At 65.5% G+C, this 25,461-nt stretch carries 24 protein-coding genes and 1 pseudogene; 16 read left to right on the top strand and 9 right to left on the bottom strand.

Annotated features, from left to right (window positions below):
* Positions 1 to 2: 2 nt before the first annotated feature.
* The 5 genes from AC1ZQA_RS13030 to AC1ZQA_RS13050 form a co-directional block, all read right to left on the bottom strand.
* Positions 3 to 935 carry a branched-chain amino acid ABC transporter permease gene (locus tag AC1ZQA_RS13030; protein ID WP_482677289.1) on the bottom strand — a complete coding sequence of 311 codons (933 nt, stop codon included), beginning with the start codon at positions 933 to 935 and terminating at the stop codon, positions 3 to 5.
* A 374-nt stretch (positions 936 to 1,309) separates the two neighbouring features.
* A complete protein-coding gene (locus AC1ZQA_RS13035) occupies positions 1,310 to 2,710 on the bottom strand; it encodes a replication-associated recombination protein A (RefSeq protein WP_482677290.1) in 1,401 nt (466 codons plus the stop codon).
* Positions 2,711 to 2,712: 2 nt separating this feature from the next.
* The gene (gene lolA, locus AC1ZQA_RS13040) at positions 2,713 to 3,375 is read right to left on the bottom strand and encodes an outer membrane lipoprotein periplasmic chaperone LolA (protein ID WP_482677291.1); all 663 of its coding nucleotides are present in this window, start codon (positions 3,373 to 3,375) and stop codon (positions 2,713 to 2,715) included.
* Positions 3,376 to 3,427: 52 nt separating this feature from the next.
* Positions 3,428 to 5,776 carry a DNA translocase FtsK gene (locus tag AC1ZQA_RS13045; protein WP_482677292.1) on the bottom strand — a complete coding sequence of 783 codons (2,349 nt, stop codon included), beginning with the start codon at positions 5,774 to 5,776 and terminating at the stop codon, positions 3,428 to 3,430.
* Between the two features lie 3 nt (positions 5,777 to 5,779).
* The gene (locus AC1ZQA_RS13050) at positions 5,780 to 6,451 is read right to left on the bottom strand and encodes a Crp/Fnr family transcriptional regulator (protein ID WP_482677293.1); all 672 of its coding nucleotides are present in this window, start codon (positions 6,449 to 6,451) and stop codon (positions 5,780 to 5,782) included.
* A gap of 206 nt (positions 6,452 to 6,657) precedes the next feature.
* Here AC1ZQA_RS13050 and trxB point away from each other — a divergent pair, with 206 nt between their 5' ends.
* The 3 genes from trxB (at position 6,658) to rpmG (ending at position 8,181) form a co-directional block, all read left to right on the top strand.
* Positions 6,658 to 7,611, top strand: a complete 954-nt coding sequence (gene trxB / locus AC1ZQA_RS13055; RefSeq protein WP_482677294.1) for a thioredoxin-disulfide reductase — start codon at positions 6,658 to 6,660, stop codon at positions 7,609 to 7,611.
* 109 nt (positions 7,612 to 7,720) lie between these two features.
* Positions 7,721 to 7,954, top strand: a complete 234-nt coding sequence (gene rpmB, locus AC1ZQA_RS13060) for a 50S ribosomal protein L28 (RefSeq protein ID WP_013106704.1) — start codon at positions 7,721 to 7,723, stop codon at positions 7,952 to 7,954.
* 56 nt (positions 7,955 to 8,010) lie between these two features.
* The gene (gene rpmG / locus AC1ZQA_RS13065) at positions 8,011 to 8,181 is read left to right on the top strand and encodes a 50S ribosomal protein L33 (RefSeq protein ID WP_055450706.1); all 171 of its coding nucleotides are present in this window, start codon (positions 8,011 to 8,013) and stop codon (positions 8,179 to 8,181) included.
* A 191-nt stretch (positions 8,182 to 8,372) separates the two neighbouring features.
* On the opposite strand, the gene AC1ZQA_RS13070 is transcribed toward rpmG, so the two are convergent.
* The 3 genes from AC1ZQA_RS13070 to purN form a co-directional block, all read right to left on the bottom strand.
* Entirely contained in the window at positions 8,373 to 9,578 is a 1,206-nt protein-coding gene (locus tag AC1ZQA_RS13070) for a DesA family fatty acid desaturase (protein ID WP_482677295.1), read from the bottom strand.
* 124 nt (positions 9,579 to 9,702) lie between these two features.
* Entirely contained in the window at positions 9,703 to 11,016 is a 1,314-nt protein-coding gene (locus AC1ZQA_RS13075; protein WP_482677296.1) for an RsmB/NOP family class I SAM-dependent RNA methyltransferase, read from the bottom strand.
* A gap of 9 nt (positions 11,017 to 11,025) precedes the next feature.
* On the bottom strand, positions 11,026 to 11,649 hold the full coding sequence (gene purN / locus AC1ZQA_RS13080; protein ID WP_482677297.1) for a phosphoribosylglycinamide formyltransferase: 624 nt from the start codon (positions 11,647 to 11,649) through the stop codon (positions 11,026 to 11,028).
* Between the two features lie 82 nt (positions 11,650 to 11,731).
* Between purN and nrdR the strand changes: the two genes are divergently transcribed.
* The 13 genes and pseudogenes from nrdR to tolA all read left to right on the top strand — a co-directional run bounded on the left by nrdR (position 11,732) and on the right by tolA (position 22,014).
* Positions 11,732 to 12,226: a transcriptional regulator NrdR gene (gene nrdR / locus AC1ZQA_RS13085; RefSeq protein ID WP_482677298.1), complete on the top strand. Its 495-nt coding sequence runs from the start codon at positions 11,732 to 11,734 to the stop codon at positions 12,224 to 12,226.
* Between the two features lie 14 nt (positions 12,227 to 12,240).
* A complete protein-coding gene (gene ribD, locus AC1ZQA_RS13090) occupies positions 12,241 to 13,386 on the top strand; it encodes a bifunctional diaminohydroxyphosphoribosylaminopyrimidine deaminase/5-amino-6-(5-phosphoribosylamino)uracil reductase RibD (protein ID WP_482679332.1) in 1,146 nt (381 codons plus the stop codon).
* Between the two features lie 6 nt (positions 13,387 to 13,392).
* Positions 13,393 to 14,025, top strand: coding sequence for a riboflavin synthase (locus AC1ZQA_RS13095; protein ID WP_482677299.1), 633 nt, complete (start codon positions 13,393 to 13,395; stop codon positions 14,023 to 14,025).
* A complete protein-coding gene (locus tag AC1ZQA_RS13100) occupies positions 14,018 to 14,830 on the top strand; it encodes a class II glutamine amidotransferase (RefSeq protein WP_482677300.1) in 813 nt (270 codons plus the stop codon). Before AC1ZQA_RS13095 ends, AC1ZQA_RS13100 begins: the two co-directional genes overlap by 8 nt.
* A 92-nt stretch (positions 14,831 to 14,922) precedes the next feature.
* Positions 14,923 to 15,501 carry a peptide ABC transporter permease gene (locus AC1ZQA_RS13105; RefSeq protein ID WP_482677301.1) on the top strand — a complete coding sequence of 193 codons (579 nt, stop codon included), beginning with the start codon at positions 14,923 to 14,925 and terminating at the stop codon, positions 15,499 to 15,501.
* Between the two features lie 203 nt (positions 15,502 to 15,704).
* Positions 15,705 to 16,838, top strand: coding sequence for a bifunctional 3,4-dihydroxy-2-butanone-4-phosphate synthase/GTP cyclohydrolase II (ribBA, locus tag AC1ZQA_RS13110; protein WP_482677302.1), 1,134 nt, complete (start codon positions 15,705 to 15,707; stop codon positions 16,836 to 16,838).
* A gap of 50 nt (positions 16,839 to 16,888) precedes the next feature.
* The gene (gene ribH, locus AC1ZQA_RS13115) at positions 16,889 to 17,374 is read left to right on the top strand and encodes a 6,7-dimethyl-8-ribityllumazine synthase (protein ID WP_482677303.1); all 486 of its coding nucleotides are present in this window, start codon (positions 16,889 to 16,891) and stop codon (positions 17,372 to 17,374) included.
* Positions 17,371 to 17,808: pseudogene (gene nusB, locus AC1ZQA_RS13120) on the top strand (transcription antitermination factor NusB); the annotation flags it as partial. The gene ribH and the pseudogene nusB, both read left to right, overlap by 4 nt.
* Before the next feature lie 193 nt (positions 17,809 to 18,001).
* Positions 18,002 to 19,183, top strand: a complete 1,182-nt coding sequence (locus AC1ZQA_RS13125) for a pyridoxal phosphate-dependent aminotransferase (RefSeq protein WP_482677304.1) — start codon at positions 18,002 to 18,004, stop codon at positions 19,181 to 19,183.
* Complete coding sequence (gene ybgC, locus AC1ZQA_RS13130) at positions 19,180 to 19,614, top strand: tol-pal system-associated acyl-CoA thioesterase (protein ID WP_482677305.1); 435 nt, start codon at positions 19,180 to 19,182, stop codon at positions 19,612 to 19,614. The genes AC1ZQA_RS13125 and ybgC overlap by 4 nt, the downstream gene beginning before the upstream one ends.
* 160 nt (positions 19,615 to 19,774) lie before the next feature.
* Entirely contained in the window at positions 19,775 to 20,536 is a 762-nt protein-coding gene (tolQ, locus tag AC1ZQA_RS13135; protein ID WP_482677306.1) for a protein TolQ, read from the top strand.
* A 1-nt stretch (position 20,537) separates the two neighbouring features.
* Entirely contained in the window at positions 20,538 to 21,002 is a 465-nt protein-coding gene (locus AC1ZQA_RS13140; protein WP_482677307.1) for a biopolymer transporter ExbD, read from the top strand.
* A gap of 13 nt (positions 21,003 to 21,015) precedes the next feature.
* Positions 21,016 to 22,014, top strand: a complete 999-nt coding sequence (tolA, locus tag AC1ZQA_RS13145; protein ID WP_482677308.1) for a cell envelope integrity protein TolA — start codon at positions 21,016 to 21,018, stop codon at positions 22,012 to 22,014.
* Here tolA and dnaE read toward each other — a convergent pair whose 3' ends face one another.
* Positions 22,015 to 25,458: a DNA polymerase III subunit alpha gene (dnaE, locus tag AC1ZQA_RS13150; protein WP_482677309.1), complete on the bottom strand. Its 3,444-nt coding sequence runs from the start codon at positions 25,456 to 25,458 to the stop codon at positions 22,015 to 22,017.
* Between the last annotated feature and the right edge of the window lie 3 nt (positions 25,459 to 25,461).

The raw sequence follows: 25,461 nt of genomic DNA on the forward strand, positions 1-25,461 counted from the left end.
CCTCAGGCGCGGTCCGCCACGCGCTCACCCAGCAAGCCTTGCGGACGCAGGGTCAACACCAGAATCAGCACGATGAACGCGAAGATGTCCTGGTAGTTGCTGCCGAACACCCCGCCGGTCAGCGTGCCGATATACCCTGCCCCCAGCACCTCGATCAGCCCCAGCAACACGCCGCCCAGCATGGCACCGGACAGATTACCGATGCCGCCCAGCACCGCTGCGGTGAACGCCTTCAGCCCCGGCGTGAAGCCCATGTAGAAATTGGCGGTGGCGAAGTTGGCGAACCACATCACCCCCGCGATTGCCGCCAGCATGGCGCCGATCACGAAGGCAGAGGAAATGACGAAATTGGGATTGACCCCCATCAGCGATGCCACGCGCGGGTTTTCGGCCGTCGCCCGCATCGCGCGGCCGAGCTTGGTGTGATTGACCAGCCAGGTGAGCCCGCCCAGCAGCACGGCGGTGACGACCAGGATCATGATCTGCACCGGGGTGATGACCACGCCCCCCATGTGAATGATGTTGCTCGGCAGCAGATGCGCGGGGAACACCTTGTAGTCCCGTCCCCAGATGATCATCGCCAGGGTTTCGAGCAGGATGGACATGCCGATGGCAGTGATCAGCGGCGCCAGCTTGGGTGCATTGCGCAGGGGCCTGTAGGCGATGCGCTCGATGAAGTAGTTGAGCAACCCCGTCGCCAGCATGGCAACAACGACGGCCAGCACGATCACCAGCCACGGCGCCATGTGCGGCGCGAGATGCTCCAACAACTTGAACACGCTGTATGCCGTGAGCGCCCCCACCATCATCACATCGCCGTGCGCGAAATTGATGAGATTGACGATGCCGTACACCATGGTGTACCCGAGGGCGATCAGGGCATACATGCTGCCCAGAACCAGACCGTTGACGATCTGCTGAAGAAAAATATCCATACCTACATTCTCCTGACGAGCGGATGGCTAGTGCGTTGCGGCCAGTCTCTTTTGAAGCGGCCGAGATGAAACGTGCAAACAGAACAACAAAGGAAACTGGAAAGCAAGGCGCATGCCCGATTCCCCGCACGGTGTTGGTGCGGTGGCGCTGGCAGCGGGTTTGAGCGGGGCTTGCATGTCAGTCCCGCATGGGGTCATGCGCCCCATGGGAAACATGGCACCTGGCAGGAATCGAGCCGGGCGGAAGTGTGAACAGGCTGCATTGGCTTGTGCGGGGGCCGGGCTGTCCAAGCCCCCTGTTTTTTGAGCTGGCGCGATGATAACCGCCAGCCTTGGTGCACCCTGCAGCGGGTGAACCCGCATTGTGATGGCCGTCAGTCGGACGGCGGCTCGGGCGCCACAGTGTCGCCTTCCGGCGGCAAAGTCGACAGAACACTGCCATGGGTATTGCGCTCTGCCAGCGCCTGCAAGCGCCGGGCAATGCGCTCCTCCAGCCCCCGCGAAGTCGGCTGGTAGAGGCGCGGCGGCGTCATGCCTTCCGGAAAATAGGTCTCTCCGGCAGCGAAGGCGTCCGGTTCGTCATGCGCGTAGCGGTAGTCCTTGCCGTAGCCCAGGTTTTTCATCAACTGGGTCGGCGCGTTGCGCAGATGCAGTGGCACGGGCTGCGTGCCGCTGTCCCTGGCGAATGCCCGGGCGGCGTTGTACGCCTTGTAGACCGCGTTCGACTTCGGCGTCACGGCCAGATAGACCACGGCCTCGGCCAGTGCCAGTTCGCCTTCGGGACTGCCCAGGCGCTCATAGACCTGCGCGGCCTCGAGCGCGAGGGTGAGTGCCTTCGGGTCCGCAAGGCCGATGTCCTCGACCGCCATGCGGATCAGCCGCCGCGCGAGATAGCGCGGATCGGCGCCGCCTTCGAGCATGCGGGCAAACCAATACAGCGCCGCGTCCACGTCCGATCCGCGCACCGATTTGTGCAGCGCGGAAATCAGGTCATAGGTCTGGTCGCCACCCTTGTCGAACCGCAGCAGCGTCGCGCCCAGGGTCTGCTCCAGTAGGTCGGCGCCGAGGGTCGACTGCCCTGCGCGCTGCGCGGCCTGCAGCGCCAGTTCGAGCGCGCCGAGCAGGCGGCGCGCGTCGCCGTCGGCATGACGGATGAGGCGCTGCTGCGCCTCGGGTTCGATCGCCTGGGCCCCGCTGCCCGGCAGGGCGCGCTGCATCAGCGCGCGCAGGTCGTCGTCGTCCAGCGGCTGCAGCACATAGACCACGGCGCGCGACAGCAACGCGCTGTTGACCTCGAACGAGGGGTTCTCGGTGGTCGCGCCGATGAAGGTGAACAGGCCAGACTCGACATGCGGCAGGAACGCGTCCTGCTGGCTCTTGTTGAAGCGGTGCACCTCGTCGACGAACACGATGGTCGCCCGCCCCCGCTGCTGCGCCGCCTGCGCCTGCGCGACCGCGTCGCGGATGTCCTTGACCCCGGCGAGCACGGCCGACAGCGGCAGGAAATCGGCGTCGAACGCGCCGGCCATCAACCGCGCCAGCGTGGTCTTTCCCACGCCAGGCGGGCCCCAGAACAGCATGGAATGCAAGCGCCGGGTCTCGAACGCCACGCGCAACGGCTTGCCCGGGCCGAGAAGGTGGCGTTGTCCGACCACCTCATCGACATGATGCGGCCGCAGACGTTCGGCCAGCGGCACCTGCGCCGTGGGCACTCGCATCGAGACCGGCGGCCCCGGCAGTTCCGCGTCGTCGAAAAGGCCCGGGCTGTCTTGCATGTTCAGGGCTGGTTGATGACCGAGGCCCCCTTGGGCGGGGTGAAGCGGAAGCTGTCTGCGGCGAGCGCCGGGTTGCGAACGATCGCGGTGAAGCGCATGGTGGACACCTGGCCGAACGCGTCACGCAGTTGCAGCTCGGCGACTTCCGGGCCTTGTGGCGTGGCCCGCAGGCCGATGCGAATCCAGTCGAAATTGCTGTCCTTGGATTTGGGCGTGGCCTGCACCCACTGCAACTCGTCGGCATCGGGCAGCGGCTGCAGGGTGAACAGCTTGGTCAGGTCGGCCCCGGCAAAAATGGCGGCCGGTGTGCCCTTGAACGCCTGCGTCACCGGGGTGATGGTGACCTGATCCAGGTCGTGGTCATAGGTCCAGAGCTGCTTGCCATCGCTGACGATGACCTGGGCATAGGGCTTGGTGTAGTCCCAGCGGAACCGGTCGGGACGCTCGAAGGCGAACTGGCCCGATGCCGGTGCCTGGGCCGGTCCCTTGGCGTTGCGCACGGTCTGCGTGAACTGGGCGCTGCCGCTTCGGGTCTGCTGCAGCCATTGTTCCAGCAACTGCACGGAAGTGGCGGCTACAGCGCCGGTCAGAGTCGCAGCGTAGAGGCCGACGCCCAGCAGCAGCCCAGCCAGTGCAGCGCGCCCGCGGGCGATGAGGATCGTCATCTTGTTGTCCTTCTCGAATCAAGCCAAAAGGGGGGTCGCGCAATGGCGCCGGTCATTCAGCGCGCACCGGCACCAGAATGTCGCGGTTGCCATTGGACGTGAGCGCGGACACCAGGCCCGACTGCTCCATCTGCTCCAGGAGTCTGGCTGAACGGTTGTAGCCGATGCGCAGATGACGCTGCACCAGAGAAATCGAGGCCTTGCGGTGCTGCAGCACGATCTGCACCGCCTGATCGTAGAGTGGGTCGCTTTCGGCGTTGGCTCCGCCTGCGCTGCCCAGCGCGCCGTCCGCGCCCTCGGCCTCCTCCTCGCCGGTGAGAATGCCGTCGAGATAGTTCGGCCCGCCCCGGCTCTTGATGTCCTCGACCACGCGGTGCACCTCGGCGTCGCTGACAAAGGCGCCGTGCACCCGCTGCGGCATGCCCGAGCCCGGCGGCAGGTAGAGCATGTCGCCCATGCCCAGCAGGCTCTCCGCGCCCATCTGGTCGAGGATGGTGCGTGAATCGATCTTGCTCGACACCTGGAACGCCATGCGGGTGGGGATGTTGGCCTTGATCAGCCCGGTGATCACGTCCACGCTGGGCCGCTGCGTGGCAAGAATGAGGTGAATGCCCGAGGCCCGCGCCTTCTGCGCCAGCCGCGCGATGAGCTCCTCGATCTTCTTGCCGACCACCATCATCAGGTCGGCCAGTTCGTCGATCACCACAACGATATGCGGCAGCTTCTCCAGCGGCTCGGGCGCATCCGGCGTCAGGCTGAACGGGTTGGTCAGCGGCTCGCCGCGCGCCTTGGCCTCCAGCACCTTGGTGTTGTAGCCCGCCAGATTGCGCACGCCGAGCTTGCTCATCAGCTTGTAGCGCCGCTCCATTTCGCCGACGCACCAGTTCAGTGCCTGCGCCGCTTGACGCATGTCGATCACCACAGGTGCGAGCAGGTGCGAGATCCCGTCGTACACGCTGAGTTCGAGCATCTTCGGATCGATCAGGATCAGGCGCACATCGCTGGGCTCGGCCTTGTATAGCAGGCTGAGAATCATGGCGTTGACGCCCACCGACTTGCCCGATCCGGTGGTCCCTGCCACCAGCAGGTGGGGCATCTTGGCCAGATCGGCCACCACGGGATTGCCGACGATGTCCTTGCCCAGCCCCATGGTGAGCAGGGATGCGGCCTCGTGATAATTGTTGGAACCCAGAATTTCCGACAGTTTGATGGTCTGCCGCTTGGCATTGGGCAGTTCGAGCGCCATGGTGTTCTTGCCCGGAATGGTCTCGACCACCCGGATGCTCACCAGAGACAGCGCGCGCGCCAGATCGCGCGACAGATTGACGATCTGCGCGCCCTTCACCCCAGTGGCCGGCTCGACTTCATAGCGGGTGATCACCGGGCCCGGATAGGCCGCCACCACGCGCACCTCCACGCCAAAATCCTTGAGCTTTTTCTCGATCAGCCGCGAGGTGAATTCCAGGGTTTCATGATTGACCGATTCCACCTGCACGGCGGGCGCCGGGTCGAGCAGGCTCAGCGCCGGCAGGGTGGAATCGGGCAACTCATTGAACAGGGGCTTCTGCTTTTCCTTGAGCACCCGCGGCGACTGCGGCACGAAGGCCACAGAGGGCTCGATCAGCACCGGTGCGAGCACCTCGCGCTCTTCCACCAGCGGACGCTGCAATTCGACTTCCTTCTCGCGCTCCTGCGTGGCCTGCTGGCCGGCCAGTGCGTCTTCTTCGCGGTCACGACGTTCCAGCTGCCAGATCCACAGCCGCTCGATCCAGCCGCCCAGACGCTCAGCCGCGTCCGCCCAGGAAAAATGCCCGACCCAACTCAAGGCAAACAGGAAGACGGCCAACAGCACCAGCGTCCCGCCCGTGTCGCCCAGCAAGGTATCGACCCCGACACCCAGCGCATGGCCGAGCAGTCCGCCAGCTTCTCCCGGCAGGCGCGCCGCAAGACTCCAGAGCCGGGTGGACTCCAGCGCCGCACTCGACAGGGGCAGCAACAGCACCCCGGCCACCGCAGCAACCGGACGCAATGTCTGCCAACGGCTGACTGTCTCCTCGGCCTCGGCCAGTGACGGAGTGCGTTGAGCGTTGCGCCACATGCGCAGCACGCCATACAGCCCCAGGGGAATGAGCCAAAGCGCCGAAAAGCCGAGAAGAAAGTAGGCCACGTCCGAAAACCACGCACCCAGCACGCCTACCCAGTTGGCCACGGCGCCGCCGGTGCCGGAACTGGACCAGGAGGGATCGGACTTGTGAAAGCTCAGCAGACTCAGGCTCAGCAAAATCCAGCCGATGAACGCAAAGGTCAAGCGGACTTCTGCCGCAAAACGCTGCAGGCGACTGCGCGGCTCAGGACGTGGCGAGGTCTGGGAGGGGCGGCGTCGGGTATCGATTTTCGGCATACATCACAGCAGTGTGGCGAGATGCTCGCGGATCAGCATGCTGCCATCCTCGCGCTCGATCACAAAGCCTTGCTGTTCAAAGTCTTTCATCACCCGGCTGACCATCTCGCGCGAGGCGCCCACCATCTTCGCCAGATCCTGGCGCGACAGCTTGTTGCGGATCACATGCTCGTTCTGCATCTCGTCGGTGAGTTCCATCAGCGCGCGCGCCACCCGTCCATAGACATCCATCAGCGCCAGGGATTCAATCTTGCGATCCGCCCGGCGCAGGCGCAGCGCCAGGCCGCGCATGATGGCAAACGACATGCTGGTGTTCTCGGGCAGGCACTGCAAGAACGCCACGCGCCCCAGCATCATCACGTCGGTCTGCACCTCCGCCTGCACCGTGGCGGAATGCGGCTCGCCGTCGATCAGACTCATCTCGCCGATATAGTCGCCCGCGTGCAACACGGCAATGATGACCTCGCGCCCCTTGGCGTCCACGCTGACCACGCGCGCGCGGCCCGACAACAGAATGAACAGCGCGTTGGACTTGCTGCCCTGTTCGACAATGTTTTCCCCGCGCTTGTAGCGCCGCTTGACGATGGACTGCGAAATCGACCAGGCCTGCGACTCGGTGAGCACGGCAAACAGCGGCACGCGCCGAACGAGGTCAATATCGGTGATTTGCGACATCAGTGTCTCCAGTTGCCGGATCTTGCGGGTCTTGCAAAGAGCGGACGTGCGAAACAACGGCTTTCCCGGCGCATCGCGCACCCTTTGCACGGCCCTTCTAAAATCTTAGCGATTGTGTTGCGGTGCCAAACCTGTCCTCCGGCCTCTCAGCCAAGCCCAGGCAGCCTCGCATCTCCCAACTTACAGCCTCCAGTTTCTCACACATCATGACATCCAAACACGCCAAAGTGCTCATTCTGGGGTCCGGCCCCGCCGGTTACAGCGCTGCGGTTTATGCCGCGCGCGCCAATCTCCACCCCTTGCTCATCACCGGCATGGCACAGGGCGGCCAGCTCATGACCACGACCGAAGTCGACAACTGGCCGGCCGACGTGGACGGCGTGCAGGGCCCCGATCTGATGGCGCGCTTTCAGGCGCATGCCGAGCGGTTCAACACCGAGATCGTGTTCGATCACATTCACACCGCGCACCTGAACGAAAAACCCATCCGCCTCGAAGGCGACAACGGCGTCTACACCTGCGACAGCCTGATCATCGCCACCGGCGCATCGGCCAAATACCTGGGCCTGCCCACCGAACAGGCCTTCATGGGCAAGGGTGTATCGGGATGCGCCACCTGCGATGGATTTTTCTATCGCAACCAGCCGGTCTGCGTGGTTGGCGGCGGCAACACTGCGGTCGAAGAAGCGCTGTATCTGGCCAATATTGCCAGCAAGGTCACGGTCATTCATCGCCGCGACAAGTTCCGCGCCGAGCCCATCCTGGTGGACAAGCTCATGGCCCGCGCCGCCGAAGGCAAGGTGGAACTCAAGCTCTGGAGCGAGCTGCAGGAAGTTCTGGGAGACGACTCCGGCGTGACGGGCGTGCGCATCCGCAACACCCAGACCGGCGCGTCTGAGGACATCGAACTCAAGGGCTGCTTCATCGCCATCGGTCATCAACCCAACACCGACATCTTCAAGGGTCAGTTGGACATGAAGGACGGTTACATCCTCACCCGGGGCGGCAACGACGGCATGGCAACCGCCACCAGCGTACCCGGCGTGTTTGCCGCTGGTGACGTGCAGGACCACGTTTATCGCCAGGCCATCACCAGTGCGGGCACCGGCTGCATGGCGGCACTGGACGCCCAGCGTTATCTGGAAAATGCCGAGTCCTGATCGTCTTTCCCGCCACGTCTTCTCGCCGCGCACGGACGAAAGGCGTGGACACGCCAGTCTTTCAGGCTATAATCTTTAGCCTTTGTTCTACACAATTTCGAGGTGTGCCATGGCACGTGTATGCCAAGTGACAGGTAAAGGGCCGATGGTCGGGAACAATGTGTCCCATGCGAACAACAAGACCAAGCGCCGCTTCCTGCCCAATCTGCAATATCGCCGTTTCTGGGTGGAGAGTGAGAACCGCTTCGTGCGCCTGCGCGTCACGAGTTCCGGTCTGCGCACCATCGACAAGAAAGGCATCGATGTCGTCCTCGCCGAGCTGCGCTCGCGTGGCGAGATCTGAGCTTTAGCAATTTATCCATTGACCCGGACTGACCCTAGAACTGCACGGAGCCCATCATGGCAACCAAAGGCGGACGCGAAAAAATCAAGCTGGAATCCTCTGCGGGCACCGGCCATTTCTACACCACCACCAAGAACAAGCGCACCACACCGGAAAAAATCGAAATCATGAAGTTCGATCCGGTTGCGCGCAAACATGTGAGCTACAAGGAAGGCAAGATCAAGTAATCTGATCAGTCCTCTGTCGCATCACCGATCCGCTGGATCTGCCGCAAAAACGGCAAGACCAGCGGATTTTTCATGGGCGGCTGTCGGCAAGACTTCTGCACACACCGCGAAAACGGTTCGACGCTCGATCTCGCGGGCCGTCATGGCGCCAGGGCAGGCCGAGATGGCCTGCCGAATTTCTCGCAAGCGAATCAGTTCGCCGGGGTGTAACGGCGCAGGCGCAGTGAAATATCGCGCAAAGCCGCCACGCCACTGTCTTCTGCGCGATGGCACCAGTCCTGCAGCTTTTGTCTGAGCTGCTCGGCGTTCAGATTGGTCTGCTCCCAGACCGACTTGAGTTCTTCGCGCATGTTCAACAACTTGCCGAGATTGGGACTGGCATTCGCCGCCGCGTCCACCAGGGCACGCGAGCGCTCGCACAGAATGTCGCGCTCCATGCCGATCCAGCGCCTGGCCGCGCGCAAGGCGGGCAGATTGCCTGAGGCGCCCTGCTCCGCGGCGCGGGCCAGTTCTGCCCTGAGCGTCGCCTTGAGCCCGGCAGCGTAACGCGCCATCAGTTCATAGCGGTTGGCAATGACGGCCTGAAGCGTGAGTTGATCCACCTCGGCCCGCACGGCGCCCAGCCTGAACTGGGGCGGCAGCTTGCGCGGCCTGGCCAATCCAAGCCAGCTCAAGGCGCGGATATACGCCCAGCCGATATCGAACTCCCACCACTTGACCGACAGCTTGGCCGATGTGGGATAGGTGTGGTGGTTGTTGTGCAGTTCTTCGCCGCCGATCAGAAGCCCCCAAGGGGAAATGTTGTGGCTGCGGTCGCGGGCGGAAAAATTGCGGTAGCCCCACCAGTGACCCAGACCGTTGATGACCCCGGCTGCCCAGATGGGAATCCAGAGCATCTGCACGGCCCACACCGTGGCGCCGATCGCGCCGAACAAAAGAACGTCGAGAATCAGCAGAAGCCCCACGCCTTGCCAGACGAAGCGCGAATAGACATTGCGTTCCACCCAGTCATCCGGCGTGCCGTGGCCAAACTTGCTCAGGGTCTCGGCATTCCGAGATTCGGAACGATACAACTCGGCGCCACGCAGCAGGACGGTGTCGATGCCGCGTGTCACCGGGCTGTGCGGATCGTCTGTCGTTTCACATTTGGCATGGTGCTTGCGATGGATGGCAACCCATTCCTTGGTCACCATGCCGGTGGTGAACCACAGCCAGAAGCGGAAAAAATGCGACGCGATGGGGTGCAGTTCCAGCGCCCGGTGCGCCTGGGCCCGATGCAAAAAAATCGTGACCGCAGCAATGGTGATATGCGTGGTGATCAACGCAAACAGCACGATTTGCCACCAACTGGCCTGCAGCAGGCCGTGCCCGGCCCAGTTCAAAAATACATCAAACATCAAAAACTTTCAGATGGATACAGCACACTTGGAGCCACACATGACGCGTAAGTTGCAGACATGTGCGTAATAGATTATCCGTCCTGCCGAGCCCGCTGCGCTCGGGACAAACGCCTAACCCTTGTCAGTGCGAAAGTGGGAGCGAATTCGTGCCTTGCTGCGCAGAAGGCGGTGCAACCCGGCGCTGCAGCACAGCGGCATAGAACCCATCGGTGCCATGCCGGTCGGGGCGGAGTTGCAGATCGCCCTGCGCTGTCAATCCGTCCGCGCTCACGCCCTGCTGGACGAGGACCGACTCCGCCGGAACACGCTCGAACTCGGGATGTGCCGCAAGAAACGCGTTGACGATCCCGCTGTTTTCCTCCGGCAAGATGCTGCAGGTCGCATACACCAGACGCCCGCCCGGCTTGAGCAGAGTCGCCGCAGATTGCAGGATATTGGTCTGTTTTGCGGTCAACTCAACAATATCTTCAGGCTTTTGTCGCCATTTCATGTCCGGATTGCGGCGCAGGGTTCCCAGGCCAGAGCAAGGTGCATCGACCAGCACGCGGTCGACCTTGCCCGCCAGACGCTTGACCCGCTCATCCCGTTCGTGGGCGATGGCGACCGGGTACACATTGCTCAGCCCGCTGCGCAGCAGCCGCGGCTTGAGCTTGGCCAGGCGGTAGTCGGCCACGTCGAAGGCATACAGCCTGCCGGTACTGCGCATCATCGCGCCCAGCGCCAGGGTCTTGCCACCGGCACCGGCGCAAAAATCCACCACCATTTCTCCGCGACGCGGCGCCAGCAGCAGCGCCAGCAACTGGCTGCCCTCATCCTGCACCTCCACCCACCCCTCGCGGAACACGGTGAGGTCTTGCAGCGCAGGCTTGCCCTCGAGGCGCACACCCCACGGGGAATACTTTGTCGCCTGCGCTGGGATGTTCAAACGTGCAAACACGTCGAGCACGGCTTCGCGTCGGGCTTTTTGCACATTCACCCGCAGATCCAGCGGTGCCGGGCGCAGCAGCGCCTGCGCCAGCGCGGGATAGTCGTCGCCGTACTGCTGCTCGAGTGCAGCCGCCAGCCATTCGGGCAGACTCCAGCGTACCGCCTCGGGCAGGGCCATGGCGTCCTGTGTCAGCAGGCGTTTGCGCCATTGCAGTTGCTCGGGCGAAAACGCGGTGTGCACCGACGCCGCATTGCCCGACCAGCCGAGAATGGCGAGCCGCAATTCCATGGCTCCGCCGATGCTCTCGTCACTCGCGGCGAGGGTCTGGAACAGGCGCAGATGCCGCAGAACCTGATAGACCGTATCGGCCAGAACCTGGCGGTCGGTCTTGCCCAGTTGCGGCCGGGCGCGGAAATGCCGCGACAGCACCGCGTCGGCCGCGGCATCGAAGCGCAGCATGTCGCGCAGCACGTCGCGCGCGGTGTAGAGCAGATCACGCGGTTTCATGGCGCACCTTCAAGAGAGATGTTCAGAAGCTGGCAGGATGCGGGTGCGCAAACCGTCGGTCTGCACCCGGCCTTCCAGCAAGGCGCGCACCACGGGAGGGTAGATGCGGTGCTCCTCCACCAGCACCCGCGCAGCAAGAGATTGCGGGGTGTCGTCATCCAGAACAGGCACCACGGCCTGCGCCAGAATCGGTCCGTGATCGAGTGCGCTGCTCACGAGATGCACCGTGGCCCCGTGCCATTTCACGCCTTCTTCCAGCGCGCGGGCGTGGGTGTGCAGGCCGGTGAACGCCGGCAGCAGGGACGGATGAATATTGACCAGCTTCCCCGAAAAGCGCGTCACGAACGCCTCGCCCAGCACCCGCATGAAACCACACAGAGCAATCACGTCGGGCTGCAGCGCGGCGATGACGTCACCCAGGGCCTGGTCGAACGCCTCTCGGCTGGCGAAATCGGTATGCGCCACGATCTGCGTGGGCACCCCGAAAGAGCGCGCCACGTCCAGCCCGGCGGCGTCCGCCCTGTTGCTGATCACTCCGCGCACGCTGTCCATCCAGCCCTGCTCACGCGCGGCCTGGAGAATGGACTGCAGATTGCTGCCGCGCCCGGAAATGAGGAGAACCAGATTTTTCATCGGCGGGCAGTGTAGCCGTGACCGAGAGTGCGAGCGCTGCGCCCAGCGTGAATAATGGCGGTTTACCTTTCCGAACGCTGCAATGAAATGCCCTTTTTGCCAAAGCCCCGACACGCAGGTGATTGAAACCCGCGATGTGGAGGACGGCACCGCCCTGCGGCGGCGGCGGCGCTGCGGCCAGTGCGACAAACGCTTCACGACCTACGAGCGCGCCGAGGTCAGCTTTCCCGTGGTGGTGAAAAAGGACGGCCGCCGCACCGACTACGACCGCAACAAGCTGCGCGCCTCGTTCCTGCTCGCGCTGCGCAAGCGGCCGGTCAGCGCGGACGCGGTGGACACGGCGATCGTCCGCGTCGAGCAACTGCTGCTGCAAAGCGGCGCGCGCGAGCTGCCGTCCACCCAGATCGGCAGCTGGGTGATGGAGGAACTGCGCGCCCTGGACAGCATCGCCTACGTGCGCTTCGCCTCGGTCTATCGCAGCTTCAAGGACTTGAGCCAGTTCGTCGATGTGCTGCAGGAGATGCAGCCGCCCAGCCCCGCGAAGGCCAAGCCCCGAAGCGGCAAGGCATCGAGATGACCCAACCAGACGCCCTGTTCAGCGAAGACGACCGGCGCCACATGCACCGGGCGCTGGACCTGGCGCGCAGCGCGATGTACCGCACCAGCCCCAACCCGCGCGTGGGCTGCGTGCTGGTGCGCGACGGCGTGGTGCTGGGCGAAGGCGCAACCCAGGCTGCTGGGCTCGATCACGCCGAGGTGCAGGCGGTCAAGCAAGCCTGGGAACGCGGTCACGCGCTGCAGGGTGCCACCGCCTATGTGACCCTGGAGCCGTGCGCGCACCATGGCCGCACCCCACCCTGCGCCGACCTGCTGGCCACGCAGGGCATACGGCGCGTGGTCGCAGCGCTTGCCGACCCCAATCCGCTGGTGGCGGGCAAGGGGCTGGAACGGCTGCGGCAAGCCGGGGTGCAGGTGCAAGTCGGGCTGATGGCAGACGAAGCGCGCGAGATCAACATCGGCTTCCTCTCCCGCATGATGCGCGGCACGCCCTGGGTGCGGCTCAAAGCTGCTGCATCGCTGGACGGCATCACCGCCCTGCCGAACGGCACCAGCCAGTGGATCACCGGCGAGGCGGCGCGCGCCGACGGCCATCATTGGCGCGCCCGCGCCTGCGCCGTGCTCACCGGCCTGGGCACGGTGCGGGCGGACGATCCGCAGCTCACCGTGCGCGCGGTGGACACGCCGCGGCAGCCGATCCGCATCGTGGTCGACAGCCGGCTGGAGCTTCCAGCAACCGCGCGACTGCTGCAGGGCACGGCGTCGCCGCTATGGATCGTCCACGCCCTGCCCGCCGATGCTGCTGCGCCCCGGCTTGCGGCGTTGCGCGCTGCGGCGGCTCCCGGGCTCGACCTCCAGGACATCGCCCTGCCCGCTGATGCCGACAAGCCCGGCAAGACCGATCTGCGCGCGCTGATGCGCGCGCTGGGCCATCGCGGCATCAATGAGCTGCACTGCGAAGCCGGTGAAAAGCTCAACGGCTCTTTGCTGCGCGCCGGGGTGGTCGACGAACTGCTGCTGTATCTGGCGCCCACGCTGCTCGGCCAGGGCGCGGGGCTGGCCGCGCTTGGCCCGATTGAAACGCTGGCCAGCGGCCTGCCGCTGCGCTGGCACGCGGTCGACCCAGTGGGCGACGACCTGCGCATCCTCGCACGCCTTTCTTCTTCCTATTTCTTCTGAATCGCCATGTTCACCGGACTCATCACAGCCACTGCCACCATCGCCAGTGCCACGCCGCTGGGCGGCAACAGCCAGCACGGCAAGCGCATCACCCTGCGGGTCGCACCAGACTGGCTGCAGGGCGTGCAGCTGGGTGACAGCATTGCCATCAGCGGCGCCTGCATGACCGTCGTGGAGCTGCAGCCCGATGGCTTTGCCTTCGACATCTCGGCCGAGAGCCTGGCGCGCACGGCCGGCCTCGATACAGTGGGCGCGCTGGTCAATCTGGAGCAGTCGCTGTCGCTGTCGACCAAGCTCGGTGGCCATCTGGTGACCGGGCATGTGGACGGCGTCGGTCAGGTTGCCCGGTTCGAGCCGGTGGGCGAATCGTGGTTGCTCGAGGTGGACGCGCCGCGCGAACTGGGCCGGTTCTTTGCCTACAAGGGCTCCATCGTGGTCAACGGCGTGAGCCTCACCGTCAACCAGGTCGACGACCTGCCGCAGCATTGCCGCGTGCGCATCAACCTCATTCCGCATACCCTGCAGCACACCAATCTGCACCGGTTGCAGGCGGGTGCGGCGGTCAACCTCGAGGTCGACCTGATCGCGCGCTATGTGGAACGCATGTTGAACGCTGACCGGAGCCAACCCCATGTGTGAACTGTTCGCCTATTCCAGCCGGGTGCCTGCGCGAGTGCGGTTTGCCTTTCGCGAATTCGCTCGGCACGGCGGCCCGCACGCGGCCAACCCCGATGGCTGGGGCGCGGCCTACTTCGAGGGCGCAGACGCGCATGTGCTGCGTGAAGCCCAGCCCGCGCTGTCCAGCGCCTTCGTCCCGGTGCTGGAGAGGCACGACTTCCACAGCCCGTTGGTGATTGCGCACATCCGCCGCGCCTCGCGCGGGCCGGTCGCGCTGGTCAACACCCAGCCCTTCGCGCGCGAGCTGTTCGGGCGCCGCCATGTGTTTGCCCACAACGGCGACCTGCCCGACATCGAGCATGCGCTGCCGCTGGCCCATGCCGCGCACCGCCCGATGGGGCAGACCGACTCCGAACATGCTTTTTATGTGCTGATGCACGATCTCATCCCTCTCGACACCGCAGGCGGCAGCGACGATCTCAAGCGCCGCATCGAACGGGTCGCTGAGTTTGCGAATCGGCTGCGGGCCATTGGCCCGGCCAACTTTCTCTACACCGACGGCGATCTGTTGTTCGCCCACGCCCACCGCCGTCTCAGCCATCCGGGCAACACCTGGGTTCCCGGGCTGCACATGCTCACCCGCGAGGCGGCCAGCGAGCATCAGGTGCGCGCTTCCGGCTTGCACATCCAGGGCCGGGACGACAGGCCCGCGCCCGCCGTGCTGCTGGCCAGCGTGCCCCTCACGCCGGAAATCTGGGAGCCGCTGCCCGAAAACACCCTGCTGGTGTTGCAGCAGGGTCGCCTGATTGCCCGCATGACGTCGTGAACGCGTGCGGGTTGCAAACGGAAACAGCGCGCCATGTCCTCGCTGATACAGTTCCCGCGCAGAAAATCGTTTCTCGAACCCAACAAAACCCCATGACGATCGCTCGCTTTCGCCTCATTTCCCTGCTTGTCCTCGCCTGGCTGGCGCTTGCGCCGCGCATGAGCTGGGCACTGGGCCTTGACAGCGTGTCGGACTGGGCACAGGGCACCTGGAACACCGCCGTCAACACCACCGAACACGGCAAGGACGATCTGTATTTCAGCGGCTACACCTGGCATGACCCCGGCACCTACACCGCAGCAAAGCGTGCCACCCTCAACAAGCACGCCTGGGGCATCGGCTGGGGTCGGCATCTGATGGATGCGAACGGCAACGAGGACATGGTGTATGCCATGATCTTTTCCGACTCGCACTGGAACGCCGAGCCCGTGGTCGGCTACGCCCATCAATGGATGTTCAATAACGACGCCCCGGTGGGTTTCGGCCTGGGCTACACCCTGGCGGTCACCTCGCGCGCCGACATTTTCAAGAACATCCCCTTTCCCATCGCGCTGCCCATTGCCTCCATTCGCTTCGGCAAGTTCTCGCTCTATGGCACCTTCATTCCCAAGGTCAACAACAAACTGAACAACGGCAACGTCGCCTTTTTCTTCGGCCGATACGACTTCTAGGAGTCTGTCGGACTTGCGGATCGCGGGCTGCAAAACGGCTGTGCGGCGCGCTGCGCCAGCGACTTCTTGCCCCATCGCATCCCCACAGCCCTTTTTCGCCATCCACGCCCCAAGCCCGACAGACTCCCAGGGCCACGCTGAACGCCAGCACGCCGGGCCGTGCGCTTCTAGAATGAAGGGCTTTTCGCAGCAGCTTGCCCATCATGCCCCTGTCCCCCATTCCAGACATCATTGCCGAGCTCAAGGCCGGGCGCATGGTCATCCTGGTCGATGAAGAAGACCGTGAAAACGAAGGCGATCTGGTCATCGCTGCCGAGCACATCACCCCGCAGAGCATCAACTTCATGGCCACGCACGCGCGCGGCCTGATCTGCCTCACCCTCACCGCCCAGCGCTGCGCGCAGCTCGGCCTCAAGCACATGGTGGAGCACAACGGCTCGTCGCACGGCACCGCGTTCACGGCCTCCATCGAAGCCGCCGAGGGCGTGACCACCGGCATTTCGGCGGCTGACCGCGCACGCACGGTGCAGGCCGCTGTGGCGCGCAACGCCAAGGCCAGCGACATCGTGCAGCCCGGTCATGTCTTCCCGCTGATGGCGGCGGAAGGCGGTGTGTTGATGCGCGCCGGACATACCGAAGCCGGCTGCGACCTGGCCGCACTGGCCGGGCTGGAGCCCGCAGCCGTGATCTGCGAGGTGATGAATCCGGACGGCAGCATGGCCCGCCTGCCCGACCTGGAACACTTCGCCGCCGAACACGGGTTGAAAATCGGCGCCATTGCCGACCTGATCGAATACCGCAGCCGCACCGAATCGCTGGTGCAGCGCGTGGGCGCACACGCCATGCAGACCCCGTTTGGCGCGATGCAATGCGTGGCCTATACCGACCGCGCCGGGCATGGCCTGCATCTGGCTCTGGTACATGGCGACCTGGCCACGCAGTCCGCGCCCTTGGTGCGCGTGCACGAGCCGCTGTCCGTGCTCGACCTGCTGGACAGCACGTGCCAGCGCCATTCCTGGAATCTGCCGCAGGCGCTTGGCCGCATCGTCCGCGAGGGCGCCGGCGTGGCCGTGCTGCTCAATTGCGGCGAGTCGGCGCAGCAGCTCGGGGCACAATTCCAGCATCTGCTGCACCCGTCGACCACCCCGCCCAAGGCGGTTGCCACCGCGCTGCGCGACTATGGCATCGGTGCGCAAATCCTGCGCGATCTGGGCGTGCGGCAGATGCGTCTGCTCGGCCAGCCGCGCAAAATGCCCAGCATGGTGGGCTACGGGCTGGAGATCGTCGGATTCGAGTCGGCGCACAGCGCCAACCCCACCCCGACGTCCGGCGCGTAAGCTGTTGTCTTTCGCGCCTGCGGCGCGCCACTCATTCGACTCCCCACGCCATGCAAAACGTCCAGAACCGCATTCTTTCCGAACAACTCGATGGCCGTGATCTGCGCATCGCCGTGGTCCAGGCGCGCTTCAACACCGCCATCACCGACCGCATCACCCAGTCCTGCCTCGACGAACTCGAACGGCTGGGCGTGGGCGAGGACGACATCGGCCTCTACGCCGTACCTGGTGCGCTGGAATTGCCGCTGCTGCTGCAGGCGCTGGCCGAGAGCGAGGCGTTCGACGCGCTGATTGCCATCGGCTGCGTGATCCGGGGTGACACCTATCACTTCGAGGTGGTGTGCAACACCAGCGCTGCCGGCATCAGCCAGGTCGCGCTCGACTACAACATGCCGGTGGCCAACGGCGTGCTCACGGTGGACACCGAAGCGCAGGCGCTGGAGCGCATCGACAAGGGCGCCGAGTGCGCTCGCGTCGCGGTGGAAATGGCCAATCTGTTCATCGACATCAGCGCAGACGAAGACGAGGCCGCATGACCGCTCCCACCGCTCCAAAGAGCGCGCGGCGCAAGTCGCGCGAACTCGCGTTTCAAGGCATTTACGAGTGGCTGCTCGCAGGCAGCGATGCGGGCGCCATCGAAGCCTTCCTGCACGAGCGCTACCCCACCATCAAGCTCGACGACGCGCACTTCCAGTCGCTGCTGCACGGTGCGCTGGCCGAAGCCGGGCCGCTCGACGCGCTGATCCAGCCGCACATCGACCGCCAGACCAGCGAGCTCTCCCCGGTGGAGCACGCCCTGCTGCTGATGGGGACATTCGAGCTGCTGCACCACCTCGACGTGCCCTACCGCGTGGTCATCAACGAGGCGGTTGAACTCGGCAAGGTATACGGCGGAACCGACGGCTACAAATACGTCAACGGCGTGCTCGACCGCATTGCCGCGCAACTGCGCCAGATCGAAGTCGAGTCGGCCAACCAGTCGCACCCTCAGGGGCAGTCCGGCTCCTCCAATCTCAGTCCACCGCCCAGCCCCTTTGCGCATGTGCCCGTGCGCCACAAGGCCAAGGCCGCGCCGCGCCGCCCGGCCGCGCGGCCAGCGGGCCAGCGTCCGCCGCGCAAGGACTGACCCGACACCGCATACCCGGCACCGCCGACCTCGCACCATGCGCCTTGCCCAACGCAATCAGTCCATCGAACCGTTCTACGTCATGGACGTGGTGCGCGCCGCCTGGGAACAGCAGGCGGCCTGGGACGCGCACGGCAAGCGCATGATCCATCTCAGCGTGGGCGAACCCGACTTCACCGCGCCCGAGCCCGTCGTCGAAGCCGCCACCCGCGCGCTGCGCGACGGCCGCACCGGCTACACCCTGGCCCCTGGCCTGCCCGCGCTGCGCGAGCGCATCGCGCAGCACTATGCGCAGGTGCACGGGGCGCAGATCGATCCGGCGCGCGTGTTCATCACCGCTGGCGCCTCGGGCGCCCTCACGCTGGCGAGCCTGCTGCTGTTCAACCCGGGCGACGAGGTGCTCATGCCCGACCCGAGCTATCCGTGCAACAAGAACTTCGTTGCCGCAGCCGGGGCGCGGGCGCGCATGTTGCCGGCACCGGCGCCGCAGCGCTTTCAGCTCACGGCAGCCGAAGTGGAGGCGGCCTGGAACGCGCAGACCGCAGGTGTGCTGCTGGCATCGCCCTCCAACCCCACCGGCACCTCCATCGCCCCCGACGAATTGCGCCGCATTGCCGACGTGGTGCGCGCGCGCGGTGGGGTCAGCATCGTCGACGAGATCTATCTCGGCCTCAGCTTCGATCGCGCCTATGGCCGCACCGCACTGGCTGCGGGCGACGACATCATCACCGTCAACAGCTTTTCCAAATATTTCCAGATGACCGGCTGGCGGCTGGGCTGGCTGGTCGTGCCGCCCGCGCTCATCGCGCCGCTGGAGCGCATGGCCGGCAACCTGTTCATCTGCGCCAGCAGCGTGGCGCAGCATGCCGCGCTGGATTGTTTCGAGCCTGATACCCTGGCCGAATACGAACGCCGCCGCGCCGAGTTCCAGCGCCGCCGCGACCTGATCGTCCCCGGACTGGACGCCCTCGGGCTCACTGTTCCCGTACGTCCGGACGGTGCGTTCTACGTCTATGCCGACTGCTCGCGCTTCGCCGCCGACAGTTGGGATTTCTGCTTCGACGTGATGCGCGACACCGGCGTGGTGCTCGTTCCCGGCAAGGATTTCGGCACCGCCGAGCCGCAGCGCTACTTCCGCCTGAGCTATGCCAACAGCATCGCCAATCTGGAAGACGCCCTGCACCGCCTGCGCGGCTACCTGGAGCGCAAGGCGGCATGACAACGCGCACATTCACCTGGCCGGTGCGGGTCTACTGGGAGGACACCGACGCCGGCGGCATCGTCTATTACGCCAACTACCTCAAGTTCTTCGAGCGGGCGCGCACCGAGTGGTTGCGCAGCCTCGGGCTGGCGCAGTCCGAACTGGCGGCGCAATCCGGGCTGGTGTTCGTCGTGGCCGACCTGCAGTTGCGCTACGCCGCCCCGGCAAGGCTGGATGATGCGCTGCAGATCCAGCTTCGCGTGCAGGATCTGGGCGCGGCCAGCCTGCAGGTGGCGCAGCAGGCCTGGCGCACGGACGCGCAGGGCGCACCGGTCACGCTGCTGTGTGAAGCGTCCGTGCGTGTGGGCTGCGTGCAGTCTGCCAGCCTGCGACCGGCCCGCATTTCCGCTGAAGTACGCGCGCGCATCACCCGCTGGACTGCGGGCTGAGGACCGCACTGCGCCGTAGCGCCCTTGCCGTGAACCTTTTTGCTGCGCTCTTGTCCTCTGTCTGATGCGTCAGCGCGTTGCGGATTTGTTGTAATGCGGTCTGTTTTGCCATCGCGCCGTTCCTCTCCATTCCTCCAATCGCCCATCCGGCCCATTCCCTATGGATCAAAATTTCTCCATCGTGTCCATGGTGCTCGGCGCCAGCATCGTGGTGCAGCTCGTGCTTGCGCTGCTGCTCAGTGTGTCGCTGGCGAGCTGGACGGTCATCTTCCGCAAGTACTTTGCGATCAAGTCGGCGCGCATCAAGTCCGAAGACTTTGAGCAGGAATTCTGGTCGGGCACGGGGCTGAACGATCTCTATCAGTCGGCGCTGAGCAACGGTCGCCACGGCAGCCCGCTGCAGCGCATTTTCGCCTCGGGCATGCGCGAGTACCTCAAGCTGCGCGAGCGCCATGTGCTCGACGGCTCCACCCTGGTGGACGGCGCCCGCCGCGCCATGCGCGCCGCCTTCCAGCGCGAGATGGACGCGCTCGAGGCCAACCTCTCCTTCCTCGCCTCGGTCGGCTCGGTCTCGCCCTATGTCGGTCTGTTCGGCACGGTGTGGGGCATCATGCACGCCTTCGTCGGTCTGTCGAATCTGCAGCAGGTCACGCTGGCCACCGTGGCGCCGGGTATCGCCGAGGCGCTGGTGGCCACCGCCATCGGCCTGTTCGCGGCGATCCCTGCGGTGATTGCCTACAACTTCTTCGCCCGCGACATCGACCGCCTGGCCAACCGCTACGAGTCGTTCACCGAAGAGTTCTCCAACATCCTGCAGCGCCAGAGTGCACCGGCACCCCCAGCGGCGCAAATGGCCAGCGCGGCTGCGGCGGCTGCCGCCCGCGCGCAGGGCCCTGTCACCGGCTTCGGTGGAGGACGCTGAGATGCCGGCGATGCAACCCAGCGGCCGCGGGCGGCATTCCCGCCGCGCCTTGGCCGACATCAACGTCGTGCCCTATATCGATGTCATGCTGGTGCTGCTGATCATTTTCATGGTCACCGCGCCGCTGATCACACCCACCATGGTCAAGCTGCCCACGGTGGGCAATGCGCCGCAGGCGCCCAGCACCCTGGTGCAGGTCACCATCCAGAAAGACGACATGCTGGAAGTCTCGCTGCGCGACCCCAGGAACAAGTCAAGCAATGCCGCGCCGCAACCCGTCACCCTCAAGGATCTGCCGCAGACCGTGCAGCAACTCGCCGCCCAGGCCGGGCTGAGCCTGGACGCCATGCCGGTGCTCATCGCTGCGGACAAGAACGTGAAGTACGACGCGGTGATGCGCGCGCTCAACATCCTCAAGCAGCACGGCGTGGAGCGCGTGGGCCTTGCCGTGCAGTCCAACCCCTGATGCACTCTCTGGCATGAGCACGGCACGCTTTCCCTCCGGTGACCCCAATGCGCTGCGCCCGCCGCATGAACGCGGCACCATCCGCGCCTTCGGCCTGGCGGCACTGTTCCACATCTTGCTCATCGCCCTCATCGCCTTTGGCGTGCACTGGAAAAGCCACCCACCGGAAGCGGTGGAAGCCGAGTTGTGGTCGCCCACGGTGCAGCGGGCCGCGCCGCGACCGACGGCCCCGATGGAGCGCAAGCAACCGCAGCCCGAACCGCAACCGGCCCCACCTCCCCCGCCGCCCCAGCCTGTGGTCGAGCCCAGGCCGCAACCCCAGGTGCAGCAGGCCGACATCGTGCTGCGGCAGGAGCGCGAGGCGGCATTGAAAAAGCAGCAGCAGGAGCAGCAAGCGCAGCTTGAAAAGCGTCTGCAGGCCGAGAAGAAAAAGCTCGCCGAGGAAAAGCGTCGCCTGGCCGAACAAAAGGCTGAGCAACAGCAGCGCGAGCAGGCCCAGAAGCTGGCCGAGCAGCAGCGCGAAAAAGCGGAAAGACTTCAGCAGGAAAAGCTGGCGCAGCAGAAAAAACGCGAAGCCCAACAACGTCTGGCGGAACAGAAGCAGAAGCAACGCGAGCAACAACAGGCGCAGCTCGCCGCCTCGTCGCGCGACGACTACATGAAGCAGTTGATGCAGCAGGCGGGCACAGGATCGGCCACGAGCACGGGCACTGCGGCGCAGACCTCCGGGCCGTCTGGCGCCTATGCCGCGCGCATTGCCAGCCTGGTGCGCGAAAACGTGACCTACCCCGAGATCAACCAGATCACCGGCGATCCGCGCGTGACCATTCTGGTCAATCTCTCGCCGGATGGCACCGTGCTCACCGCCAAGGTCGAACGCTCCAGCGGCGTGCCGAGCTGGGATCAGGCCGTGCTGCGCGCCATCGAGCGGGTGCAACATTTCCCGCCGGACAGCAATGGCAAGATCTGGACGCCGATGCTGGTGAAAGCCGGTCCGCGCGATCCAGGCTGATCAATAGCCCACCACCGCCCTGCCGTCCTTGGCCATGCGGGCGAGTTCGGCCAGCACCGCATCGGATGGCGGCAGACGAAAGCCCTCGACGCTGAGACTGACCTGCGCACCGGCGCGCTCGATGTCGAGCAGCAACGGCAGGCCGTCTTCGCTGGCGCGCGCGTGAGCCAGCGCCACCAGCGGTTGCGCGGTACTGCTGCCGTTGAGTGCAACGCGGATGTGCCTGCCCAGCCGCGCACGGGCCTCGTCGAGACTCCACACCGCATCGGCGTTGAACCGCAGGCCGCCACTGAAGCGATCGGTCTGCGCCTTGCCGCGCAGCACCAGCAGCACGTCGTCGCGCAGGCGGTCGCGCACACTCTCCAGCAGGCTGTCACCAATGACGATCTCCATCGCGCCGGATCGGTCTTCCAGGGTGAGGATGGCGATGCGCCCGCGCTGCGACTGCACCAGCCGCACCCCGGCGGCAATGCCTGCGATGAGCACGGGCTCGCGCGAATCCACCAGTTCGGCCAGCGGGGTGCGGGCGAACTGGCGCACCTCTTCAGCGCAGGCGTCGAACAGGTGGCCGCTGAGGTAGAAGCCGATGGCGGTTTTCTCAGCGGAGAGCTTGGTGCGCAAGTCCCACGGTTCCACGGCGGGCAGTGCGGGTTCGTGCGCGGGGTTGTCGCTGGAGCCGGTATGGGCGTCGGCGGCGAACAGGTCGAACAGCCCGGCCTGCTGCTGCGCGGCCTCCTGCTGCACGGCGTAGTCCATCGCGGTTTCCACGGCGGCGAGCACGGCGGCACGCTCGGGGTGCAGGGCGTCGAACGCACCGGCCTTGGCCAGGGCTTCGAGCACGCGCTTGTTGATGCGGGCGCGGTCCACGCGGGCGGCAAAGTCGAACAGCGAGGTGAAGGGCTGCTGCTGGCGCGCGGCGATCATGGCTTCCACCGCGCCCTGTCCGTTGCCTTTGATGGCGCCGAGCGCGTAGCGGATGGTGCGGCTGTCCACGGGGTCGAACCGCCATTGCGAGGCGTTGACATCGGGCGGCAGCACGGCGATGCCGCAGGCCTGCGCGTCTTCCACCAGGATCTTGAGCTTGTCGGTGTCGTCGAGCGCGATGCTCATGTTGGCGGCGAGAAATTCTGCGGGGTAGTGCGCCTTCATCCACGCGGTCTGCACCGCGAGCAACGCATAGGCCGCGGCGTGCGACTTGTTGAAGCCGTAGCCGGCGAACTTCTCCATCAGGTCGAAGATTTCGTTGGCTTTTTCCGGCTTGATGCCATTCTTCGCCGCGCCTTCGGCGAAGATGCCGCGGTGCTTGGCCATTTCCTCGGGCTTTTTCTTGCCCATGGCGCGGCGCAGCAGGTCGGCGCCGCCGAGCGAGTAGCCGCCGATGACCTGGGCCACCTGCATGACCTGCTCCTGATAGACCATGATGCCGTAGGTCTCTTCCAGCACCGGGGCCATGCGCGGGTCGGGATAGACCACGTCTTCCTTGCCGGCCTTGCGCGCGCAATAGGTGGGAATGAGGTCCATCGGGCCGGGACGGTACAGCGCCACCAGCGCAATGATGTCCTCGAAGCGGTCGGGCCTGGCGTCGCGCAGCATGCCCTGCATGCCGCGAGATTCGAGCTGGAACACGGCCACGGTATCGCCACGCGCCATGAGCTTGTAGCTCTTGGGGTCGTCCAGCGGAATGTCTTCGAGCCTGAAGTCGGCGCGGTCTGGGTGGTTGCGGCGGATGTACTGCGCCCCCAGCTCCAGGATGGTGAGCGTGGCCAGACCGAGAAAGTCGAACTTCACCAGCCCGGCGGCCTCGACGTCGTCCTTGTCGAACTGCGACACGGCGTCGGTGCTGCCCGGCTGGGCGTACAGCGGGCAAAAGTCGGTGAGCTTGCCCGGCGCGATCAGCACGCCACCGGCGTGCATGCCGATATTGCGCGGCAGGCCTTCGAGCTGCTGCGCGAGATCGAGCAGTTGCCGCACCTCCTCTTCCTGCGCGTAGCGCTGCGCGAGCAGGGGCTCCTGCTTCAGGGCATCTGCAATGGTGATGTGCTGGCCCGGCTTGGCCGGAATGAGCTTGGCGATGCCGTCGCAGAAGGTGTAGCTCAGATCGAGCACGCGGCCCACATCGCGCACCGCAGCGCGCGCGGCCATGGTGCCGAAGGTGGCGATCTGCGACACGGCCTCGACGCCGTACTTCTGCTTGACATAGTCGATCACGCGGTCGCGGTTTTCCTGGCAGAAGTCGATGTCGAAGTCGGGCATGGACACCCGCTCCGGGTTGAGAAAGCGCTCGAACAGCAGGTTGTAGGCCAGCGGGTCGAGGTCGGTGATGCGCAGGCTGTACGCCACCAGCGACCCCGCCCCCGACCCCCGGCCCGGCCCCACCGGGCAGCCGTTGTTCTTGGCCCAGTTGATGAAATCGGCCACGATGAGGAAGTAGCCCTCGAAGCCCATCTTGGCGATGATGCCCAGCTCGTATTCCAGCCGCTCCTGGTAGCGCGGGCGCGCTGCATCGCGGGCCGCCGCATCGGGGTAGAGCACCGCCAGCCGCTGCTCCAGCCCCTGCTGCGCCTGCTGGCGAAAGAACTGGGCCGGGGTCAGCCCTTCGGGCGTGGGAAACAGCGGCAGCTGCGGCTTGCCCAGATCGAGCATCAGATTGCAGCGCTGGGCGATGGTCACGGTATTGGCCAGCGCGGATGGCACATCGGCAAACAAGGCCTCCATCTCCGCCTGCGACTTGAAATACTGCTGATCGGTGAACCTGCGCTGGCGGCGCGGATTGCCCAGTGTCTCGCCCTCGGCGATGCACACCCGCGCCTCGTGGGCATCGAAATCGGCGGCCTTGAGGAATTCCACCGGATGCGTGGCCACCACAGGCAGGCCGAGTTCTGCAGCCAGCGGCACCGCCGCCTGCACATGCGGCTCGCAGGCCGCATGACCACTGCGCTGCAGCTCGATGTAGAAGCGGTCTGCAAACACCGCGACATGCTGCCGCGCCAGCGTCTGCGCGGTGCGCGTGTCACCCTGCAACAGCGCCTGGCCGATGGCGCCGTCCTGCGCACCCGAGAGCGCAATCAAGCCCTCGGCCCGCCCGTCCTCCAGCCACTCCCACTTGAGCACGGCGCGACCACGCTGCTGGTTGTCCAGCCAGGCGCGGCTGAGCAGCTCGCACAAGTTGAGATAGCCGACACGGTTCTGCACCAACAGCAGCAGGCGTGTGGGCTGCGCCGGGTCGCGGGGGGGCGCCACCAGCACGTCGCAGCCGATGACCGGCTTGACCCCGGCCTCCAGCGCCGCCTTGTAGAACCGCACCGTGGCGAACAGGTTGTTGAAGTCGGTGATTGCCAGCGCCCCCTGGCCATCGCGAGCGGCGGCAGGCACCATGTCGTCCACACGCAGGGCGCCGTCGACGATCGAATACTCGGTATGGGTGCGGAGGTGAACGTAGGGCATCAA

The sequence above is a fragment of the Thiomonas sp. DCM-2 genome (assembly GCF_056820905.1).

Excerpts from the sequence above, each read along its gene's own strand:
- AC1ZQA_RS13030 (WP_482677289.1), bottom strand. The coding sequence starts at position 935 with ATGGATATTTTTCTTCAGCAGATCGTCAACGGTCTGGTTCTGGGCAGC.
- AC1ZQA_RS13035 (WP_482677290.1), bottom strand. The coding sequence starts at position 2,710 with ATGCAAGACAGCCCGGGCCTTTTCGACGACGCGGAACTGCCGGGGCCG.
- lolA (WP_482677291.1), bottom strand. The coding sequence starts at position 3,375 with ATGACGATCCTCATCGCCCGCGGGCGCGCTGCACTGGCTGGGCTGCTG.
- AC1ZQA_RS13045 (WP_482677292.1), bottom strand. The coding sequence starts at position 5,776 with ATGCCGAAAATCGATACCCGACGCCGCCCCTCCCAGACCTCGCCACGT.
- AC1ZQA_RS13050 (WP_482677293.1), bottom strand. The coding sequence starts at position 6,451 with ATGTCGCAAATCACCGATATTGACCTCGTTCGGCGCGTGCCGCTGTTT.
- trxB (WP_482677294.1), top strand. The coding sequence starts at position 6,658 with ATGACATCCAAACACGCCAAAGTGCTCATTCTGGGGTCCGGCCCCGCC.
- rpmB (WP_013106704.1), top strand. The coding sequence starts at position 7,721 with ATGGCACGTGTATGCCAAGTGACAGGTAAAGGGCCGATGGTCGGGAAC.
- rpmG (WP_055450706.1), top strand. The coding sequence starts at position 8,011 with ATGGCAACCAAAGGCGGACGCGAAAAAATCAAGCTGGAATCCTCTGCG.
- AC1ZQA_RS13070 (WP_482677295.1), bottom strand. The coding sequence starts at position 9,578 with ATGTTTGATGTATTTTTGAACTGGGCCGGGCACGGCCTGCTGCAGGCC.
- AC1ZQA_RS13075 (WP_482677296.1), bottom strand. The coding sequence starts at position 11,016 with ATGAAACCGCGTGATCTGCTCTACACCGCGCGCGACGTGCTGCGCGAC.
- purN (WP_482677297.1), bottom strand. The coding sequence starts at position 11,649 with ATGAAAAATCTGGTTCTCCTCATTTCCGGGCGCGGCAGCAATCTGCAG.
- nrdR (WP_482677298.1), top strand. The coding sequence starts at position 11,732 with ATGAAATGCCCTTTTTGCCAAAGCCCCGACACGCAGGTGATTGAAACC.
- AC1ZQA_RS13095 (WP_482677299.1), top strand. The coding sequence starts at position 13,393 with ATGTTCACCGGACTCATCACAGCCACTGCCACCATCGCCAGTGCCACG.
- AC1ZQA_RS13100 (WP_482677300.1), top strand. The coding sequence starts at position 14,018 with ATGTGTGAACTGTTCGCCTATTCCAGCCGGGTGCCTGCGCGAGTGCGG.
- AC1ZQA_RS13105 (WP_482677301.1), top strand. The coding sequence starts at position 14,923 with ATGACGATCGCTCGCTTTCGCCTCATTTCCCTGCTTGTCCTCGCCTGG.
- ribBA (WP_482677302.1), top strand. The coding sequence starts at position 15,705 with ATGCCCCTGTCCCCCATTCCAGACATCATTGCCGAGCTCAAGGCCGGG.
- ribH (WP_482677303.1), top strand. The coding sequence starts at position 16,889 with ATGCAAAACGTCCAGAACCGCATTCTTTCCGAACAACTCGATGGCCGT.
- AC1ZQA_RS13125 (WP_482677304.1), top strand. The coding sequence starts at position 18,002 with ATGCGCCTTGCCCAACGCAATCAGTCCATCGAACCGTTCTACGTCATG.
- ybgC (WP_482677305.1), top strand. The coding sequence starts at position 19,180 with ATGACAACGCGCACATTCACCTGGCCGGTGCGGGTCTACTGGGAGGAC.
- tolQ (WP_482677306.1), top strand. The coding sequence starts at position 19,775 with ATGGATCAAAATTTCTCCATCGTGTCCATGGTGCTCGGCGCCAGCATC.
- AC1ZQA_RS13140 (WP_482677307.1), top strand. The coding sequence starts at position 20,538 with ATGCCGGCGATGCAACCCAGCGGCCGCGGGCGGCATTCCCGCCGCGCC.
- tolA (WP_482677308.1), top strand. The coding sequence starts at position 21,016 with ATGAGCACGGCACGCTTTCCCTCCGGTGACCCCAATGCGCTGCGCCCG.
- dnaE (WP_482677309.1), bottom strand. The coding sequence starts at position 25,458 with ATGCCCTACGTTCACCTCCGCACCCATACCGAGTATTCGATCGTCGAC.